The sequence below is a fragment of the Breznakia blatticola genome (genome assembly GCF_004365815.1).
Classification (GTDB): Bacteria; Bacillota_I; Bacilli_A; order Erysipelotrichales; family Erysipelotrichaceae; genus Breznakia; species Breznakia blatticola.
In genome coordinates this window covers 1-20,168 of sequence record NZ_SODD01000045.1, presented here as the reverse complement: position 1 = coordinate 20,168, position 20,168 = coordinate 1, and the positions used below count along the sequence as shown (strand labels likewise).

Below are 20,168 nucleotides of genomic sequence, written 5' to 3'. Positions count from 1 at the left end.
ATGGTAACGATTCTTAATATTATTTTTACAATTTCTATTATGAATCTAAATCCACGTTTAGACAACTTAGGGGGTCACTTCATATTATCTTAATAAATGATGAGATTTCACTTTATTCATGCGTATCATCTAGTATCTCTGCTACAAGTTTCTTGCCATTTTCATAGGTTGGTATTACTTCTGATAAGATACTTTCATAAAATGCAATTGCATGTGCTTGTCGTTCATTTGCAATTTGTGTAGCACGCTTTGTATAAAACTTATCATACAAATGTTTCAACTTATAGTTATACTCATGTAGAAATGATGGATGATCATCATGTGTTCCATCAAGTATATTGCGATTATCATCAACAAAGTATAATGGTTCACCAATATTTGCATTGTAAAAAAGTGTGCGAGCAATTCCAATACTTCCACATACATCGATTTTATCAGCATCAAATAGTATTTTAGCTTCGATACTTTGTGGTGGTTGATTTGCCCGAAAACGATGCGAAGCAATACATTCTTTTACGTGTGTTGCATCTTCTTGTGAATATCCATTTTCTATACAAAAAGCATATGCCATTTCTGAACCAACTTTGGCATGACATAGCTTTGGATTTTCAAATTGTTTCTGTCTTCCAATATCATGTAATAAACATGCACTTATTAGTATGTCCATATTTACATCTTTTTCATGCTTTGCAATATCTAATGCAAAATACAAAACGCGATAAATATGTTCGATATCATGTGCACTATCCTTCATGAATTGTGACATGAATGCCTCTATATGTATAAACTGACTTCTTTTCATTACTATCCCCTTTTCAGTTTATCCAACGCAATCAAATCACTACTTTCATAGCGATTATGTCCTTGTTGGCATTTCTTATACTTCCAACAAGCAATTGCATCTTGTAGAGTTTTTCCTTTATTATCACTAAAGAAATCACGAATATACGTATTGTATTCAAATTGTTTATCAATCTTTGTTACTCTTTTTTTCTTTGCCTTAACTATTTCATGATATGCACTTATTGCATCATCATATGTTTTTCCTGTATTTGCTTTTAGCCACTGTTGAAAAGCAACAGTAAATGAAAATGATGATCCTATCTGCTTTTTGAAAAAAGCTCGATGCATTTCAGAGCACACGAAATTATCTTCAATTAATGCATCTAGTGTAATTTCTTTAATACATGGTTTTGCTGATTTCTTCATTTGAACTGTTAGGATTTCTTTCGTATCCAAATAGTGTGCAATTCGCTCACTAATTTCTATTTTTCCTCCAGAGGTAGGCAAGTGATATTTACGACAAAATGCAATTAACTCTTCCTTCAAGTAATAGTAGGAGTAAAATGTATGACTATCTAAAGTGTGGTCTAATACTGGTCGTGCTTTCATGCTATCTCCTCTTATGAAATTAAATTCCTATCATTTATTATACACTATGGTGTTACGTAAGTAATAAAAAAGATTCTATCTATTTAGTTTGTAAGTATCTTACTCACAACATATAAAGTAGAACCTTTTACTCATTTTGTTTAACGAATTAATTCTCTTCGTTTACACTTTTCCAATATGCATTACTTTTTCAACGCAGAAATCGCTAATGATAATGCACCGACTACTCCTGCATTATCACCTAACATAGGATATACAATATAGTCTTTTATTCTATTTGTAGTTATCTCTTCTTTTTGCACATAATTATTTAAATATGTCTGAAAATAGTGATGAATCATTGGAAACAATTGTTTTTGATGCATAACCCCACCACCTAGAATGATTTTTTCTGGTGATAATGTTAGTGTATATGTCACTAATGCTTGTGCAATATAATATGCTTCTAAATCCCATGCAGGATGATTTTCATCCAGTTCTTTTGCGCTTTTGTTCCATCTAGCTTCTATTGCAGGACCAGCAGCAAGACCTTCAAAGCAAGTTGCATGATATGGACAGTTACCTGAAAATGTATCATCTTCTCTAACTCGTAAAAGAATATGTCCCATTTCTGGATGTACTAAACCATGGACTAGTTTTCCACCAACGATTGCACCACCACCTACACCTGTCCCGATAGTTAGATATAATGCATTACTTAATCCTTTAGCTGCTCCAAAATATGTTTCACCCAACATAGCTCCATTTACATCTGTATCAAAGATGATTGGAATATGATAGCGTTCTTCTAAAACACCTACTATATTGAAATGTTGCCAACCTTCTTTTGGTGTAGTTGTTATATATCCGTATGTACTACTTTCCGGATTTGGATCAATTGGTCCAAAGCATGCAACACCCATTGCATCTATTTGTTTGTCATCAAAATATGCAAATACATGTTTCATTGTTTTTTCTGGAGTTTCTGTTGGAAATGAGGCTCTATCAAAAATTTCACCTTTTTCATTCCCTATACAAACAACAAACTTTGTTCCCCCAGCTTCAATAGCTCCTAATTTCATGTATGATTCTCCTTACTTACCACTCTATTTTAACATATTCGTTTTCTTTTCTCTCATGATGTATGGCTTCATTTTTAAAATGCATTACTTGCTGTCATTTTTTATTTCATAGTTACGTAACTTATAATACGTTACTGGAATATCTATAGTAGACTCAATTTTTGCTTGAAGAACATCATATATACGCGTTGTAAACGTATATTCACCTTTATTAATAAAGATTTCAATAGAACTTGTATCACTGAAGATTGTTATATCTTCTATACTTTCTACTAGAAATTCGCGAGTATCTCGCAGACATCCACTTTCTTTCATAGTAATATGTACGATTTGATTGTGATAATGTAATTCAAAATCCTGACGAAGTTTAATATCAAATGACTTCTTTGCTAGTTTATCTAAATGCATTTCAAACACAATATCTTCCAGTGTTATTTCTTTATTCTTCTCCAAAGTAAATACATGTTTGTGTTCTCTTAATTGCTTTGTTTCTGCAATTGGATATTGATAGACTTTATCATTTTTCCAACTGATTTCTCTTGGTAAACATAATGCATGCTGCCACCCTTTTTCTACTGTTGGATTTGTATACACAACATCAGGCATACCCATCCAAGCAATAAGTATCTTTCGCTCATCATTTGACTGTACTACCTGTGGGGCATAAAAATCCCAACCATAGTCTAACTCAAAGAAAGTTGATAATGTATAGTTTTCACGAAAGTCGCCATCAATTATAAAATATCCACTTTGATACAAGTTTTGATATTTGTATTTTTGACTTTCCACCCCTTGTGGACTACAAATTAGTATTTGCTTTTGATCAAGTTCTACATAACTTGGACATTCCCACATATAGCCAAATGGTTCATCACTACAAATGGTTTTTAAATACTTCCAATCATGTAAATTTGAAGATTGATATACCAAGATAACTCCGATGTTTTCTTTGCTTCTCGCCCCTAAAAACAGATAAAAGAAATCATCTTTTTTGATCACATACGGATCACGTACATGTCGCGTCATTTCTTGTGGATAATCAACATTAGTAAGTAAACACATTTTACCTTTAAAATGAACTCCATCATCGCTATAACTATACATTGTATTATGTTCACGACCATCAGTAATATAATCATAGTCCCCAATATGTTTTACATTACCTGTATAAAAGACGTGCATTTTATCATCTACAACTATGGCAGCACCTGAATAAGCTCCACGACTATCATATCGATGGTTAGGAAATAGCGCTGTTTTCTCTTTTATGAAGTGAACAAAGTCCTTTGTTGTATAATGCCCCCAATACTTGCGACCACCTGTAGGATCTTCTGGAGCATATTGATAAAATATATGATACTGTCCCTTGTAATAGCAAAGACCATTTGGATCATTCAGCCAACCTACTGGTGGCATTAAATGATATTTCAATCGATACTTGTCATCAATTGTTTTTGCATTATTTTCTAATGAGTCTATTTCCTCATTCGTTAAACATTGTTGTTTCATCTTATCACCTTATATTTATAATTGGAGTTTCTTTTTCCATCTTACCATTACACAACATTTCAAATGTTGTTTCTTTTGTGCAGACCATAGCTATTGCACTGCTACAACCTTCTTTTTCAATACTTGTAATCTCAATCTCTATCACCCTTTGCCTTGTTTGAAAAGCTTCATCAGGCATTTGGCTAATATTTGCGACTTCTCCATTGATTGGTGATACAAGTACGTTTTCTTCTAGCTTATTTGTTTTTTATTTTCTTTAGCACTAGCTCTTTTGCATAATAGAATCGTAATACAGAATGCACTTATAACAGAGATGACCATTCCAATTCCAAAGTTAAGCCATGAATCTACAGGAATGGAAATAAATCCTGGTAAACCAGCAGCACCTAAAGCAACAGCTAATGTCTTAGTAGCAGCGATGTATGCACTTCCTAATGCAGAACCAATCATCGCTGCATAAAATGGATAGCGTAATTTCAAAGTTACACCAAACATTGCAGGTTCTGTAATTCCTAGAAATGCGGAAATTCCTGCTGCTGAACAAATCGATTTGATCTTCTTGTCTTTTGTTACCCAAAATACTGCTAATACTGCTGCACCTTGCGCTACGTTATTCATTGCTGCTGTAGGGAAAATAAATGATCCTCCCGTTGTTTCCATTGCAGCTAATAATTGCGTTTCGATTGCAATAAAACTGTGATGCATTCCTGTAAGTGTAATTGGTGCATAAAGAAGTCCAAAAATCGCTCCTCCTACAAATCCTAGTGTTTCATATCCCCAAGTAATTCCGCTTGCTAATCCATCCCCAGCTAAACGTAATAGTGGGCCAACAACTGTAAAGGTTAAAAATCCAGTAATTAATGTTGCTAACAATGGAGTCGTTAAATTATCTAACCAGTGTGGTGTGATTTTGTGTAGTTTCTTTTCAATAGTTGCAAGAATATATGAAACTGCAAGAACTGGCAAGACAGTTCCTTGATACCCTACCGCCTCAATTGATAAGCCAAAGATATTCCATGTTGGAACTTCTACACCAGTTCCCAATGCGTATGCATTTAGTAAATCTGGATGTACCATGATCATTCCCATTGCTGCTCCTAGATATGGATTCCCTCCAAATTTCTTTGTTGCAGAAAATGCAATAAGTACAGGTAAGAAAACAAAAGGTGCATTAGCAAATAAATTGATCATACTTGCTATATCTGCTATTTGTGGATAGGCTTCAATCAATGACTTTCCTGAAATAAACAATCCGTTTGCTGTAAGTACATTATTAATCCCCATTAATAACCCACCAGCAACAATTGCTGGAATAATTGGGACAAAGATTTCACTTAATAAAGTGACTCCTCTTTGCAATAAATTCCCTTTTGTTTCTTGTTTTTCTTCGATTTGATTTTGTGCGTTTGGTAATACTTTTTGTATTTCCTCACAAACCAAATTCACAATTCCAGAACCCAAAATGATTTGATATTGGTTATTTGAAAGGAAAACTCCTTTTACTACTTCCATATCTGTGATTGCTTCTTCATTCACTAATGATTGATCACGTAAATGAAAGCGTAGTCTAGTTGCACAATGACCGACTTGTTGAATATTTTCTTTTCCACCAATATTAATTATTATTTCTTTTGCTATTTTTTCATAATTCATATTATCCCTCATTTCTTATTATGGTACCGGTTCCATATAAGAACTATAATTTCTTATCAAAGATTTGTCAATAAAAAATTAAAGAAATGTGATATCGGTTCCACAATGGTATAAAAAAAGAACGAACATCTATATTGATTGTACGCTCTCTCCTTCAATAATTGTATATCCAACGGATTGCATCTTAGGAATTATCTCCCCATTAATCCATTTTATAATTGCTTCACCAGCCATCTTTCCAGCCATTTCATTATCAAAACGTACTGTACATAAACTTGGTGTAATTACACTTGAAGATTCATATCCCCCAAATCCTACGATTGAAATATCTTCTGGAACTTTTAATTGTAAAGCTTGCACTTCCTTATAACAAGCTAGTGCAATTGTATCCGTAGCACATATAAAAACACTTGGTATATGTTTCTTTAAGTACGCACTAATTACATCCTGTGAATGTGTAAACGTAAAGTCTGTTTCAATCGTATTTATACTTGAAACGCCATGAGTTTGGAAACCATCCATAACGCCTTTTTTTCGTTCAATTCCGACTGCTCTATCACTTGCATTTACACCTACATATGTGATATCCATATGTCCTTTTTTAGCAACATATTCACCCATATCAAAACCAGCGTGATAGTCATCATTTACAATGGAATATCCATCACTAAACACTTGACCAATAAATAGCATAGGTACATCAATTTTATGAGCAAGTTGTCTATGTGCTTCTGTAATATTGGTTGCAATTAACACAATAGCATCCACATTCATTTTCCAAACATGTTCAATGGATGTCAATTCACGCATTTCATTGTGATTTGTATTTATGATAATTGTGACATAGCCTTCATTTCTCACATACTCATCTAGAGCCATCATAACGCGTGATGATGTTATGGAATCTAAGCAGGGTGCAACTATACCAATCGTTTTTGTTTTTGTCGCTTTTAAACTTTGAGCGATCGTATTTGGTGTATAGTCTACCTTTTCAATAATTTCCTTTAGTTTTCTTCGCGTTTCTTCTTTTACATAGCCACCATTAAAATAACGTGAAACCGTGCTTTTTCCAACTCCTGCTAAGTCGGCTATATCTTGCATTGTTAACTGTTTATCTTTCATGTCTTCCCCTTAACTACATTTAGTATATCATAATCGTCATCATAAAATATGAACGATATACTTCACTTACACCATGTAATCAATTGTTTATTTTCTAGATAATAAAACAATGCTTTCCACATGGTTCGTACGTGGAAACATATCAAATAATTCAACAGTTTTACAGTTGTATACACGATTTAATTGTTTGATATCACGCATTTGCGTTTCTGGATTACATGAAATGTATAGTATATGTTTTGGTTTTAAAGTAAGTAGTGCATCAATAAAATTCTTATCTGCTCCATCACGAGCTGGATCCATAACAACAACATCAACTGCTTGCTTAACTCTTGCTAGACGTTGCATATATTCTCCAGAATCGCTACAAACAAAATCTACATTTTGAATCCCATTAATTTCTTTATTTACGTTAGCATCTTTAACAGCTTGTGCGTTAATTTCTACACCATAAACCTTCTTTGCTTGTTTTGCAAGAAGTAAAGAAATCGTTCCAATTCCACTATACGTATCAATAACTGTTTCTGTACCTTTCAGTTTCAACATCGACAACGCTTTTGTATATAGCTTTTCACATTGTTCATGATTGATTTGGTAGAAGGATTTACTTGAAATACGGAATGTTAATCCACATAGAGTATCCTCAATATAGCCTTTTCCATATAACACAACTTCTTCATTGCCAAGCACAACAACCGTGTGACGATTATTAATGTTTTGAACAATACTTACGATTTCTGAATGTCCATCAAGTAACATATCAATGAACTTCTTTTTTCCTTTAAACTCTTTGTCTACAACTACAATCGTTACTAAAAACTCTCCTTTTTGGTTTTCGCGTAACTGTACATGTTTCAAGAATCCACGTTTTGTTGCTTCATCATAAACATCAATACGACACTTCTTCACACAGTCTTTGATATGTGCAATTAGATCATTACTTTTTTTATCGTGAAGTAAACAGTTTCCAATATTCACAAGTTTATGTGAGTATGGTTCATAAAAACCAGATACTACTTCATTTTTACGACTTTTTCCAAACGACAAAATCAGTTTATTACGATATGCATATGGTTCTTTCATACCTTCACAATTGTGTACTTGCATGGGTAAACGATACTGTTCAACCAAACCTTTGACTTGTTCTGTTTTTAATTTCAATTCAAATGGATACAACATATGTAAGTAATTACAACTTCCACATCTAGTAAAATATGGACACTTTACCTTAGTTCGAATGCTGCTTGGTTTTATTACTTTTACAACATCTGCAATATATCCTTCTTTAATTTTTTTTGTGACAATTGCTTCAACAACTTCACCAACAAGTACTTGTTTTACATATACTTTATCTTTGTGTACTTGCATGAAACCCAATCCATTATCTTCAATGGCTAAAATTTCACCTTTAACTTTTGCTTTTTTATTTAACATAGAACTCCTTGCCTAGCTTTCTTTCTAAATCCTGCAAAGCTTGGCTTGGACTATTTACAACAATTCCGTCCATTCCAAGTGCTTTTGCACCTTCAATATTTGCTTCTAAATCATCTAAAAATATACTTTCTTCTGCTTTGATATGAAATCTACGAAACAATGTCTCATAAATTTCCACTTCAGGTTTGATTACCTTTTCATTACATGAAAGAACATATCCATCAACCTTTTGAAATAAATCCACATGTTCTTCGATGTATATTGCTGCATCATAAGATAAGTTACTAAGTAAGAAAATACGATATCCAAGTGATTTAAGTACATCAATATATGATAACGTTTCTAATGGTATAAGTACGTCCATCCATTTTTCTAATATTTCATGAATCAAATCTTTAAACTGTGGCATTTCTGTAGTTACTTGCGCTTCTATTTCAGCTAGTTTTACGGTACCACGATCATATTCTTTCCAAAGTGGACATTGAAAAATCTGCCGACATACATATTCACCATTTTCATACATAGAGAAATACTCAATGGGTTTAAACCCCAATACTACATTTCCAATATCAAATACTATATTTTTAATCATGGGCTCATTATAGCATAAAACGTTTACGCAATTGATTTAATCTAGTAAAAACTTAAATCAAACTACAAAAAAGCCAGATTGTATAATCTTTGCTTTATATATCTGGCTTTTTCAGTATTTAGACTTTATTTTTTATTTGCTTTCTTGTATTTTTTAGAACCGAATACAATGATAGAGAATGTCGCTAACAACAAGACTCCATATAACCCATTTAAGTTCGTAGAATCTCCTGAATTCACTCCATCATTTGTATTATTTGTTGGAGCTTCACTAGGATTTTGATTTGGTTTATCTTCAGGTTTTTGTCCTGGCTTTTCTGGATCTGGTTTTTCTGGATCTGGTTTTTCACCACCAGGGTTTGTTTCTGGTTCCTTTTTGACTAAACTATCAATAGCATTTTTTAGTTTTTCAACTGTTTCATCGACAACCTTTTGTGTTGATTCAACATCTTCAAACACTTGATTAGCAAGTCCTAATTCTTGTTGTAGTTTTTCTACAGATTGACTTGTATATGCATCTAAATCCATTGATTGGATTTCTTCAATAACTTTTTTCAATTCATCTTTGTTTGCTAACAATGTTGCAAGTTCACGAATTGATTTCAGTTTACTTGTTGCTGCATCAAGTTCATCTTGTGTTTTTCCATTTACTAAGACATCTTTTGCAATCTCTACTTCTACAGCTAGATCTTTAATTGTACTTGGGATGTAGTTTGTACTATTGCTTAATACATCTTCACTTAATGTTATTTCATTTTCTAATGCAGTCGTATCAGGATATAATTGCAATTCAATTGTGAATGATTTTCCAGCAGCACCAGTTGTATCAATTGTGAAATCTCCATTACCAACTTCTTCAATGTTAGCATCTTTTGAAATTACGTATTGATATTTGTCTCTAACATGTAATCTTAATGTAACATCATTTTGCTTTGGATTACTGATTGTAATTTTAAGTGTATCTCTTTCTGTATTTGTATATACACATGCAGGTTCACTTACTGTATATCCATTGACTTCTACATTATCAGCAAACGTGTTAAACGCAAATACATTTGCTTCAATAATTCCGTGTACATCTTGTTCATTAATAATTTGTAGTTCATTATTTTTTGCATAATTTGCAATTTGTTTTTCACTTGTATCAGGGAATAACACATATTCATAACTTCCGTTAACTACACTATCTCCATGATTCATACCAAGTGTAAAATAATCCATTGTATACGTCTTATCATTTACAAAGTAATTATTAATATCAGAGTATTTTCCAGTTCTTTCTTCCACTTTTGAATACAATTCTTGTTTCTTTGGGAAATAGTATCCAATTTGTGTATCTGTTGACTTTTCATCATAGTGAACATATGAATTCTCATTCAAGTTCAAATTCTTTTCATTTTCAGTCAATGCATTTCCATTTATCGATATTGTAGAATCTTCACTGATTACACGATTTTCGATAGTAGTTTCAATAGAATTTGTTGAAGTTCCATTTATATCACTACCAACAGCTACCACTTTTCCATCTAAGAAGAACCACGATTTTTTAGCTTTTAGATCCATATTAGCAACGTGGTCTTTATTCAAGAACATTGATGCAGTTCCATTAGTTCCATCAGTTGCTCCCCCAACTAATGATTGTTTAGATTTCTCTCCTTGATCAGAACCATTATTTCGAGCTCTTGTATCTGTAGTTGTTCCAGGTATACGAAGTGCATCAATTGTTGTCCAGTAACCTTCTCCATATTGTTTGAAATCATTTGTGTAAACATATAATGCACCATCAGCTAAATGCCAACCGCGAGGATTTTCTGTATTACCATATTCATAATTATAAATTCTTGAAGAATACATTGCTAACCCTACTGAATATGTATCTTTTGCTTGAACCACACGGTCCATTGAACCATAGACTTTCATTCCAGTGTAACGTTTAGATTCAATTTCCTTACTTTCTAGAATACTCTTTGCATTTAAAAGTGATTCAATGTCACGAGCATTCTTAAAGAAATCGTATTGTTCATTACTTGCTTCAAGCCAGTTTTTTATTGAACTGTATAATTCATTGCTAACATCTGTTGGGGCGAATTGAGCAATTAACATCATGTTAGAAATTGTTTCTGAACCAGATGCTAACTCAGTTGTAAATGGATTTGTTCCTGGTGCACGCGCGATACTACGACCATTAACCATCGCCATCATTCTTCCACGTTCCATTAAAGGTATGTATCCATTTATTGCTGTATTATAAACATTTCCAATTCTCTCATCAACAATTTCCCACTCAGTCCCTGATGTAATTGATTGAATCTTACCAATACCTTTCATAAGCTCATTTCCATAACTTCCAGTGTAAGCATGAGCTGTATGTTGTACAACTGAACCATCTGCGTATAATCCATCATTTTTTGTGACAAGTTTCATAACATCAGGAACTTTTGTAAGAACTAAGTTCATCCGATTATCATTTCTAGCCACAATTGCACTACCAAGGACAGCTAACCCAATATCTGTACGGTTTGCACCCGTTGCTACTGAACTTGGAATTTGTTTCGAAGGATCCTCTGCATATCCTTCAACACTTGAAATTAAAAGATCAATTTCACCATCGCGTGCATAGTCTTTTAAAATAATCAATGTATCAACAAGTTGGTGTGTACAACCAATTTGCCAATCCCACCAGTTTCCTGTGCGGTACGTACCATTATAGTTTTTAACATGATACATAAAATCTAATGCACTAATAATATCGTTATATAAATCTTTATTTTGGTAGAGTTCACTACCTCTCATACCGAATGCTAATGCTAATTTTTTAATTTTTGTGAATTGCGTAGTATAGTCTGCTGCAACTGTTGAGTCTGTGTTTTTCCACAGATATGTACGTCCTTCTGACTTGTCCATCTCATCCCAAAGTTTGATAGCTTCTTTTGAAACATTATCCACATATGCTTTCACATCTTTATCTGATAAATCCATTGTTTCATCACCAACAACGCGACGTAACCAACGATCTTGCATAACATCATAATCAGCAACATAATTTGAAGGCTCAACAACGATCTTCATACTTGAACTAATTGTTGGATCCTCTTTACTTGAAACGCTAATAATAGCAGTCCCTTCTTTTTGACACTCTATTAAACCATTTTTATTTACTGTAGCAACTGACTCATCTGATGAAGTCCATACTACTTCTAAATCAGGATTGATTGCTTGTGTTGGATAAACACTGTAATTTGCAAAGCGTTTATCACGTGGAGTTAAATATAACTCTTCTTCATCTAAAGTAATTTTGCTAACCACGATTGGACCATCAACCACTTCAATGGTAAATGTTGTACAGATTTGTGGGTTTGATGCAGAAGCAAGCGTAATAGTTGCTGTACCCTCACTAACTCCTGTGATTACACCTTTATCATCAATTGATGCAACACTTTCATTATCAGAACTATAAATAACCTTTTTCTTACTTGCTAAAGAAGGTGTAATAACTGGTTCTAATTTATATGTATCACCAATTGATATAATATCTGTTTCGTTTGCTAAAGTTATACTTTCTATTGCAATATCTTCATATACTTCAAGTTCATAAATACTAGTACTATAATATTTTCCATTACTTGAATGTTTCCACTGTTTTAGTTGTTGATATTTAACATATCTTGCTTCTGTTTTATCAAAGGTTGCTTGAACAAGTTCTTCTACACCATGTTCACCATTCTTTTCTTCATAAACACAGTCCCATGTTTGTCCATCTTTTGATACTAATACTTGGTATTCAGGAGCGGCAGATTCAAAATAAATCAAAACATCGCTAATTTCTTTAACTTCACCTAAATCTACAGTTAACCATGCTTTATCGATTTTATTTCCTGACCATCTTTTTTCTTTGTCGCCTTTAATTCCATCGACTGCTTTTTCTCCCATGAATTTTGGATATTTCCAAGTTCCATCATTATTTTTATCTCCCTCAACACCTGAGTATTCCACATTTTTATTATATGCTAGATTTGAACATTCGAGTGCTTTATACGCATTAAGCAAATTATTAGCTAGCGTATTCACAGCCTCTTGTGTTGTCGCTTGCTGTAATCCGTTTTGTGCATTTTCGTATGCTTCTTCAAAAGCTAACACACTTGTTTTCGTATAAAGTGAAGTGTCTAATTCATCATATGTTTGTAAAAGCAATTGTAGATATTGATAAGAAACTTCTTTTTCATCTAAGAACTCTACCTCTGCAGTAAACAAGTTATGATCAGACAATTTTGTTTCAACCATTTGAACTGAATTGATTTTTAAGTTTCTTGATACAAGAATATTATCAACACTATTAACTAACATTGTATTATCAACACCATTAAATGTATCGTGCCATACGTTGTTATGTCCATTTGTTATATCCATATCTTCCATAAAGGTGAAGAATTCACTATGGTATTGATCAGCATTAAAATCTCCAACCACAATTTTATACTCAACCGGATCGGCTGCTAGCGCAGTTTTTAATTGTTTAAATTGTTTTTCGCGAATTTCAAGATTTTCCCAACTAAAATGTAAGTTGTAAAATGCTATTTCTTTTCCTTTTTTATGAAAAACACTTCTTTGGAACACGCGAGCTTCTTCTGCACCAGTTGTATCCACAAAAGTTGTAGTTGAGTTTTCTAAAGAATACCTTGAGACTGTACCGATTCCATATTCCCCGCCATCATGATCGATTGCCTTTGAATAATAGCTTGAAATATATTTATTAGTTGCAAAAGTATTCAACATATCATAATTATTTCTTCCTGTATTACGATCTACTTCTTGTAAACCAACGATTTCTAAAGCATATTTGTCAGTTAGTTCTCGTTGCAATTCAACATTCGGCTTTTTGTTTGCGGCAATGTTAAAAGTTCCAACTCGTAATGTATTATCAGAAATTTCTGCATCTGTTGCTTCATATACTTCGATTTCATAAATACTTGTTCCGTAGTAGTTATTATTTGATGCATGTAACCATTGTTTATTCTGTACATATTTAACATATCTAGCAGAAATTCTATTGGCATCAAAAGTTCGACTTACTGTTGTCCCTCTTGTTCCGTCAGTTACATTTGCAACATTCGTCCAGTTAACTTTATCTGTTGAAGTCAAAACCGAGTAATCAGTTGTTTCGGCGTGAAAATCAATTACGATTGAATCAAGCGAATACACTTTACCTAAATCAACTTCTAGCCATTGCTGATAAACTTCAGGACCTGCTTTAACGTTTTCTGCAGACCATCGTTTTGATGTATCTTTTGTAATCCCATCTACAGCCTTTTCACCAACAAACTGTGGATATGTCCACGAACCATCTCCTTTCTTTCCACCTTCTACACCTGAATAGGTTACTGCCTTATTTAATGCTAAATTTGTAGAATCACTTCTTGTCGTCTTAAGTGAAACAAATTGAGGCATAAAAATACTACTAAACATACTTAGTAGAACGGCAAAAGACAAACCAACTTTAAAAAACTTGCTTCTCATATAATGTCCTCCTCAAAAAATAAAAACTAGTTAATTATTAATACTGTCTCCCCGTGCGAAAAAAAAGACTAAAAAAATCACCCATGCGATTTCGTTAGTCATGCCTAGCGTAAGTAACAATCCAACGTTTTTATTCTTTTATATTGTTATTATACAATTTACAAACGATAAGTATTTGTACTTTTTGATATTTTATTTACACTTTTTAAGCGCTTTCATAAATAAAAAAAGCATCCGTTTCATTGGATGCTACAATCTATAACAATTCTTCTACTTCTTCTTCAAGTTGTTCTGGCTTTGTTGCTGGTGTAAAACGTTTTACAACATTTCCATCTTTATCAATTAAGAACTTTTCAAAGTTCCAAGTGATTTCTCCAGTCACCGGTTGACGACCAAATGCTTTTTTAAAGAATTCTACGACACCTTCACCATCTGCTTCTGGTTTTTCTTCTTTCAACCATTTGAATAATGGATCTGTGTGTTCACCATTTACATCAATCTTTTTGAATCTTGGGAAGGTTGTATTATACGTTAACGTACAGAAACTATCAATTTCTTCATCCGTTCCTGGAGCTTGTTCCAAAAACTGATTACTAGGAAAATCAAGAATTACAAATCCTTTGTCCTTGTATTTCTTATATAAAGCTTCTAGCGCTTCATATTGTGGCGTTAATCCACATTTTGTTGCTGTATTAACAACTAACACTGTTTTTCCTTTATACGTCTCTAATGCAACCTCATTACCTTTATTGTCAAGTACTGTAAAATCATAAAATTTCATATATAAACCTCTTTCCTTTTACTTACTACAATATCTTTTACTACAAGTATTGTACGTAATGAAAAAGTTTACATCAACTAACTTGCTCGTCTATATTTTCTATTTCTTGTACTTTTACAGGTGCTTGTCCTTTTAAGATTACAGTAAAGCTATTCACTTGATTCACTAAGTTTTGTAGCTGTTGCAACAGCATAATAATCCAAACAAACGCAAAGATAAATGCAATTAGTTCATATGCCATTAATGACAAATAGTCAACTTGTAAAAACAAAATGGTCGCAAGAATTAGTATACCACCAATTCCATAGCTCACCCATAAAAACTCTTTTGATACTTTTGGTAATAACCATCTCAGTAAGCAAATGAGTAATACAATAAAAACAACTAACAGTCTTGCCACAATATCATGAATGTCACGGAATAGTTGAATTTCATTGTATGGAAACATCCCAACCCCACCTAGACATAATGCCGTTAACGTGAGAAGTACACGTAATACACTCAAGCGTTTACTTTCAGGAATGGCTTGTTGGAGAATAACAAAGATATAGTCAATTAAAGCTACTAATAACATTGCTGAAAATACGAGTGTTACATTAAATCTCCAACTATTGATCGCTTCAGGTGTTCCTAGATAACTAAAGTTTTCTTTCCACCAATCTTGATCATTGTTGTTGACCATTGACATTACAACTCCACCGACTATCACAAAACTGAGTACTCTTGTAAGTAATGAAGGTGTCATAATAATTGCTAAATAACTCATCGCATATGTAATGATGATATTAAAGACAAAGAACATAAAACTTGCCGTGTACACATCAAAACTTGCACCGCTAAACGTTAGTTCCATCACCTTGAAAAAGCCCATTAAAAACAAAATGAGAATCAATCCAAATGAAATAAGCACTGCTGGAAAATTACGCCAATAGATATATTTACTTGATGTCTCTATTTTTTGTTGTTTCGCTAAAATAAAAAAGAAACTAAAACTAATAATTCCACATAAACTTCCAACAAGTAAAGTTGCACTAGCAATTGACTGTTCACCAACAAAGGACACTTGATTTGTATCTTTAAACATGTAGTAAAAACCAACAGTTACAAGCACACAAATTAATAGTACCCAGATCATTTGCTTTATTGGTGCACTCTTTTGTTTATTTATAGGTGCAATCCGTAATTTATTTCCTTCAACTAAAACGAAAGCATGTTCACCTTCTTCTACTTCTAAAGATTCCAATACATGACTTGGAAGTGTGACTTCCTCAGTAATTATTGGTTCTTGTTTTTTCTTTTTCCTTAAAAATCCCATACACATTCCTCTTTCTCAAACCATTATAGCACACTCTATAAGCCGAAAAAAAAAGCCACGAATGTGGCAATTCTTATACATTTGCTTTTACAATTAATTTTGCGATTTTATCAGCATATGCAATTGGATCTTCGATTTTGAAACCTTCCATCAACAATGCTTGATCATATAGAATACTTGCATAATCTGCAATTTCATCTTTATTTTTCGCATATACATTTTGCAATGCTTTAAATAGTTCATGGTTTGGATTGATTTCTAGAATCTTTGTTGCTTTCATACCCATTGGATTTCCTTCAGGCATTTGACTCAACACTTTTTCCATTTCAAAAGACATACCATCAGCTGCACTTAGTACAACAGGGTGTGATACCAAACGAGCAGATAGTTTTACTTCTGAAACTTGATCTTTCAATGCATCTTGTAAAGCTTCAAGTAAGTCTTTGTTTTCCTTACTTTCTTCTTCAAGTTTTTTCTTTTCATCTTCATCAGCTAAATCTAAGTCACCTTGTGCAATGTTCTTGAATGTTTTTTCCTTGAAGTTTTGCATCATTTGTAGTGCAAATTCATCCACATCATCACTCAAGTATAAGATTTCATATTCTTTATTTTTAAGCAGTTCAACTTGTGGCATTTTATCAATGCTATCTACGTCATCCCCACTGATATAGTAAATTTCTTTTTGATCTTCTTTCATTCGGCTTACATATTCATCTAATGTAACTAGTTTCTTTTCTTTAGATGAATAGAACATCAATAGATCTTGTAGTAATTCTTTGTGTGAACCAAAATCTGCGTATACCCCATATTTGATTTGTGTACCAAATGCACTCCAGAACTCTTCATATTTTTCACGTTCTGTACGAAGCATTTTTAATAGTTCACTTTTAATTTTCTTTTCAATACGTGAAGCAATTGCACGCAATTGACGGTCATGTTGCAACATTTCTCTTGAAATGTTTAATGATAAATCTTGAGAATCCACCAATCCTCTAACAAATCTAAAATGTTCAGGAATTAATTCACTTGCCTTATCCATAATGAATACACCTGATGAGTATAGCTGCAATCCTTTTTCATAATCATTTGAATAGTAGTTCATTGGTGGTTTGCTTGGAATAAACAACAATGCATCATAAGAAACCGTTCCTTCCACACTTGTGTGAATGACTTCTAGTGGCTTGTTGTAGTCTTGGAATTTATCCATATAGAAGTTGTCATATTCTTCTTCACTGATTTCACTTTTACTACGTTTCCAAATTGGAACCATTGAGTTTAGTGTTTTATCTTCAACTACAGTTTCTACTTCATCACTATCTTCTTTTTTCTTTTCCTCTGTTACTTGCATCATAATTGGATAACGAATGTAATCAGAGTATTTTTTGATTAGTCTCTCAATTGTATATGTTTCTAGATATTCATCGTAGTTTTCATCATCTGTATTTGGTTTTAAGAATAATGTAATTTCTGTACCATATCCATCTTTTCCATAGTTGATGATTTCATATCCATCACTGTTTTCACTATACCAACGATATGCATCATCACTACCGTATTGTTTTGAGATAACTTCTACTTTATCTGCAACCATAAATGCAGAATAGAACCCTACCCCAAATTGTCCGATGATATCGATTTCTTCTTCTTTGTCGTGTTCTGCTTTAAAATCAAATGATCCTGATTTTGCAATGGTACCTAAGTTATTTTCCAGTTCTTCTTTACTCATACCAATACCATTATCACGAATGGTTAATGTACGGTTTTCTTTATCTACAGAAAGTTCGATTTTGAAATCTTCTTTCTTCACATCTGATAAGTTTTCTTTTAATGCTTTGTAGTACAATTTATCAATTGCATCAGATGCATTAGAGATAAGTTCACGTAAGAATATTTCTTTATGTGTATAAATAGAGTTAATCATTAAATCCATGAGTCGTTTGGACTCTGCTTTAAACGCCTTCTTTTTTGCCATTTCTATACCTCCTGGCACTCTACCTAAATAAGTGCTAATAGTATTGTAATCATTTTATTTAGCACTGTCAACATTTAAGTGCTAAATTTATAATAATTCACGAAATGTTCAAAAACAACCCAAATGTGGGTTGTCATTGTTTAGAATAATGATAATTGTTCAACTTCTGGAGCAACATCAAATTGATTCACAAATCCAAAGACTTCGTGTAGATCATAGAGTATTCCATGTGCTTTACATGTCTGTTGGAAAAGTTGCATCAATTCTTTGTGGTTTGGTGAACGCACTTCATAATTATTTCCATACGTTCGAATATATCGTTCTTTCATACCAGGAAAATATTCATCGAGTTTCTCGTAATAATACTCGCGATTTCCTTCCCGTAAGGTCATTCCCATTTCAAAACAAATGATGCCTTTAACCTTTGCTTTGATACAGTAATCTAAAATTCCCATTAAGTTTTCTTTGGAATCATTAATAAAAGGTAATATGGGTCCTAACCATACAACCGTTGGAATACCCGCATCACGAAGCATATACAACGCCTCTACACGCTCTTTTGTTGTACTCACATTCGGTTCAACGATTTTACAAATTGTTTCATCATAGGTCGTCAGTGTCATTTGTACAACTGCACGTGTTTTCTGATGCAATTTTTGAAGTAAATCAAGATCACGCAAGACTCGATTACTCTTCGTAATCATGGTAAACCCAAACCCATAGTCGTAAGCAAGTTGCATTGCCTTGCGTACATACTCAAAATGCATTTCTAAAGGAATATATGGATCACTCATTGAGCCTGTACTAATCATTCCTTTTTTGCGTTTACTTTTCAGTTTTTGTTCGAGTAATTCAATTCCATTTTCCTTCACTTCAATATCTTCAAAGTCATGGTCTATGTGATAACACTTACTGCGTGAATCACAATATATACAGCCATGACTACAACCTCGATATAGATTCATTCCATTTCTTGCGGATAAGATTCCTTTTACTTTTACCTTGTGCATATCAATATTATAGCATTGAATATTACACTATATATAGTCCAAACAGAAATACTTTATGAGGTTGCGATTACTTTTATCGTTTTCCATTTTCCACGATAAAAACGAATAAATAAGACAATACCACGTAATGTAATATCTAAAGCATACGCCGACCAAACACCAACTAATCCTAAATTCGCATATATAGCCAGTATATAGCCTATACCTAAGCGAATTCCCCAAATCCCAACCAAGGTTGTATACATTGGAAACTTCGTGTCTCCTGCTCCTTGTAAAGCATTTGTGATGATTTGAACCAGTGCAGAGAATGGTTGGAAAAATGCAATAAGCCGTAATACATCGATTACCATATGTTGTACTTCTGCAGTCGATGTAAATAATGCAGCTAATTGTGGTGCAAACACGTAAAATACAATACCAATGATACTCATACAAACTACAGATATCACATAACTGATATGTGTAAGATGCATTGCCTTTTTCGGATTTCGTTCACCTAATGATGTACCTACTAATGTTGCAACTGCAAGACCAAATCCCATTGCAGGAATATAGGCGTAACTTTCAATTGTACCTGCTACACTATGTGCAACATATGCAGACATTCCAATCGAGATAATCATTCCGTTATATAATAATTGACCAATTCGCATAATCAGCTTTTCTATACCAGCAGGAATTCCAACATATAAAATTGATGTAAGTATTTTTTTATTCACTTTAGGCTTAATTCAACCGATGCGCACCTAACTTAGATTGTTACATGTATGATGATACATTGAAATGTAAGATTACCATATAAAAATAAGGAAGG

At 33.1% G+C, this 20,168-nt stretch carries 14 protein-coding genes; all 14 read right to left on the bottom strand.

Annotation, left to right across the window (positions count from 1 at the left end):
• Nucleotides 1-112: 112 nt before the first annotated feature.
• On the bottom strand, nucleotides 113-802 hold the full coding sequence (locus EDD63_RS09840; RefSeq protein ID WP_134170964.1) for an HD domain-containing protein: 690 nt from the start codon (nucleotides 800-802) through the stop codon (nucleotides 113-115).
• Nucleotides 803-804: 2 nt separating this feature from the next.
• Entirely contained in the window at nucleotides 805-1,392 is a 588-nt protein-coding gene (locus EDD63_RS09835; protein WP_134170962.1) for a DUF6434 domain-containing protein, read from the bottom strand.
• Between the two features lie 182 nt (nucleotides 1,393-1,574).
• Nucleotides 1,575-2,453 (bottom strand): ROK family protein, encoded by an 879-nt coding sequence (locus EDD63_RS09830; protein WP_134170960.1) that lies wholly within the window; start codon nucleotides 2,451-2,453, stop codon nucleotides 1,575-1,577.
• An 84-nt stretch (nucleotides 2,454-2,537) separates the two neighbouring features.
• Nucleotides 2,538-3,962, bottom strand: a complete 1,425-nt coding sequence (locus EDD63_RS09825; protein WP_134170958.1) for a glycoside hydrolase family 32 protein — start codon at nucleotides 3,960-3,962, stop codon at nucleotides 2,538-2,540.
• 231 nt (nucleotides 3,963-4,193) lie between these two features.
• Complete coding sequence (locus EDD63_RS09820; protein ID WP_134170956.1) at nucleotides 4,194-5,615, bottom strand: sucrose-specific PTS transporter subunit IIBC; 1,422 nt, start codon at nucleotides 5,613-5,615, stop codon at nucleotides 4,194-4,196.
• Between the two features lie 129 nt (nucleotides 5,616-5,744).
• The gene (locus EDD63_RS09815) at nucleotides 5,745-6,737 is read right to left on the bottom strand and encodes a LacI family DNA-binding transcriptional regulator (RefSeq protein WP_134170954.1); all 993 of its coding nucleotides are present in this window, start codon (nucleotides 6,735-6,737) and stop codon (nucleotides 5,745-5,747) included.
• A gap of 87 nt (nucleotides 6,738-6,824) precedes the next feature.
• Nucleotides 6,825-8,171 (bottom strand): 23S rRNA (uracil(1939)-C(5))-methyltransferase RlmD, encoded by a 1,347-nt coding sequence (gene rlmD, locus EDD63_RS09810; protein WP_134170952.1) that lies wholly within the window; start codon nucleotides 8,169-8,171, stop codon nucleotides 6,825-6,827.
• Nucleotides 8,161-8,763 carry an HAD family hydrolase gene (locus tag EDD63_RS09805; RefSeq protein ID WP_134170950.1) on the bottom strand — a complete coding sequence of 201 codons (603 nt, stop codon included), beginning with the start codon at nucleotides 8,761-8,763 and terminating at the stop codon, nucleotides 8,161-8,163. The genes rlmD and EDD63_RS09805 overlap by 11 nt, the downstream gene beginning before the upstream one ends.
• A 125-nt stretch (nucleotides 8,764-8,888) precedes the next feature.
• Nucleotides 8,889-14,276, bottom strand: a complete 5,388-nt coding sequence (locus EDD63_RS09800; RefSeq protein WP_134170949.1) for a polysaccharide lyase family 8 super-sandwich domain-containing protein — start codon at nucleotides 14,274-14,276, stop codon at nucleotides 8,889-8,891.
• Nucleotides 14,277-14,532: 256 nt separating this feature from the next.
• Nucleotides 14,533-15,057: a glutathione peroxidase gene (locus tag EDD63_RS09795; protein WP_134170947.1), complete on the bottom strand. Its 525-nt coding sequence runs from the start codon at nucleotides 15,055-15,057 to the stop codon at nucleotides 14,533-14,535.
• A gap of 73 nt (nucleotides 15,058-15,130) precedes the next feature.
• Nucleotides 15,131-16,372, bottom strand: coding sequence for a DUF998 domain-containing protein (locus tag EDD63_RS09790; protein ID WP_166667610.1), 1,242 nt, complete (start codon nucleotides 16,370-16,372; stop codon nucleotides 15,131-15,133).
• Between the two features lie 73 nt (nucleotides 16,373-16,445).
• Nucleotides 16,446-18,344 carry a molecular chaperone HtpG gene (gene htpG / locus EDD63_RS09785; RefSeq protein ID WP_134170943.1) on the bottom strand — a complete coding sequence of 633 codons (1,899 nt, stop codon included), beginning with the start codon at nucleotides 18,342-18,344 and terminating at the stop codon, nucleotides 16,446-16,448.
• A gap of 140 nt (nucleotides 18,345-18,484) precedes the next feature.
• The gene (locus EDD63_RS09780) at nucleotides 18,485-19,354 is read right to left on the bottom strand and encodes an SPL family radical SAM protein (RefSeq protein WP_134170941.1); all 870 of its coding nucleotides are present in this window, start codon (nucleotides 19,352-19,354) and stop codon (nucleotides 18,485-18,487) included.
• Between the two features lie 53 nt (nucleotides 19,355-19,407).
• Entirely contained in the window at nucleotides 19,408-20,073 is a 666-nt protein-coding gene (locus EDD63_RS09775; RefSeq protein ID WP_208318323.1) for an MATE family efflux transporter, read from the bottom strand.
• Nucleotides 20,074-20,168 lie beyond the last annotated feature (95 nt).

Excerpts from the sequence above, each read along its gene's own strand:
- EDD63_RS09820 (WP_134170956.1), bottom strand. The coding sequence starts at position 5,615 with ATGAATTATGAAAAAATAGCAAAAGAAATAATAATTAATATTGGTGGA.
- EDD63_RS09830 (WP_134170960.1), bottom strand. The coding sequence starts at position 2,453 with ATGAAATTAGGAGCTATTGAAGCTGGGGGAACAAAGTTTGTTGTTTGT.
- EDD63_RS09815 (WP_134170954.1), bottom strand. The coding sequence starts at position 6,737 with ATGAAAGATAAACAGTTAACAATGCAAGATATAGCCGACTTAGCAGGA.
- EDD63_RS09800 (WP_134170949.1), bottom strand. The coding sequence starts at position 14,276 with ATGAGAAGCAAGTTTTTTAAAGTTGGTTTGTCTTTTGCCGTTCTACTA.
- EDD63_RS09805 (WP_134170950.1), bottom strand. The coding sequence starts at position 8,763 with ATGATTAAAAATATAGTATTTGATATTGGAAATGTAGTATTGGGGTTT.
- EDD63_RS09790 (WP_166667610.1), bottom strand. The coding sequence starts at position 16,372 with ATGGGATTTTTAAGGAAAAAGAAAAAACAAGAACCAATAATTACTGAG.
- rlmD (WP_134170952.1), bottom strand. The coding sequence starts at position 8,171 with ATGTTAAATAAAAAAGCAAAAGTTAAAGGTGAAATTTTAGCCATTGAA.
- EDD63_RS09835 (WP_134170962.1), bottom strand. The coding sequence starts at position 1,392 with ATGAAAGCACGACCAGTATTAGACCACACTTTAGATAGTCATACATTT.
- EDD63_RS09795 (WP_134170947.1), bottom strand. The coding sequence starts at position 15,057 with ATGAAATTTTATGATTTTACAGTACTTGACAATAAAGGTAATGAGGTT.
- EDD63_RS09825 (WP_134170958.1), bottom strand. The coding sequence starts at position 3,962 with ATGAAACAACAATGTTTAACGAATGAGGAAATAGACTCATTAGAAAAT.
- EDD63_RS09780 (WP_134170941.1), bottom strand. The coding sequence starts at position 19,354 with ATGCACAAGGTAAAAGTAAAAGGAATCTTATCCGCAAGAAATGGAATG.
- htpG (WP_134170943.1), bottom strand. The coding sequence starts at position 18,344 with ATGGCAAAAAAGAAGGCGTTTAAAGCAGAGTCCAAACGACTCATGGAT.
- EDD63_RS09840 (WP_134170964.1), bottom strand. The coding sequence starts at position 802 with ATGAAAAGAAGTCAGTTTATACATATAGAGGCATTCATGTCACAATTC.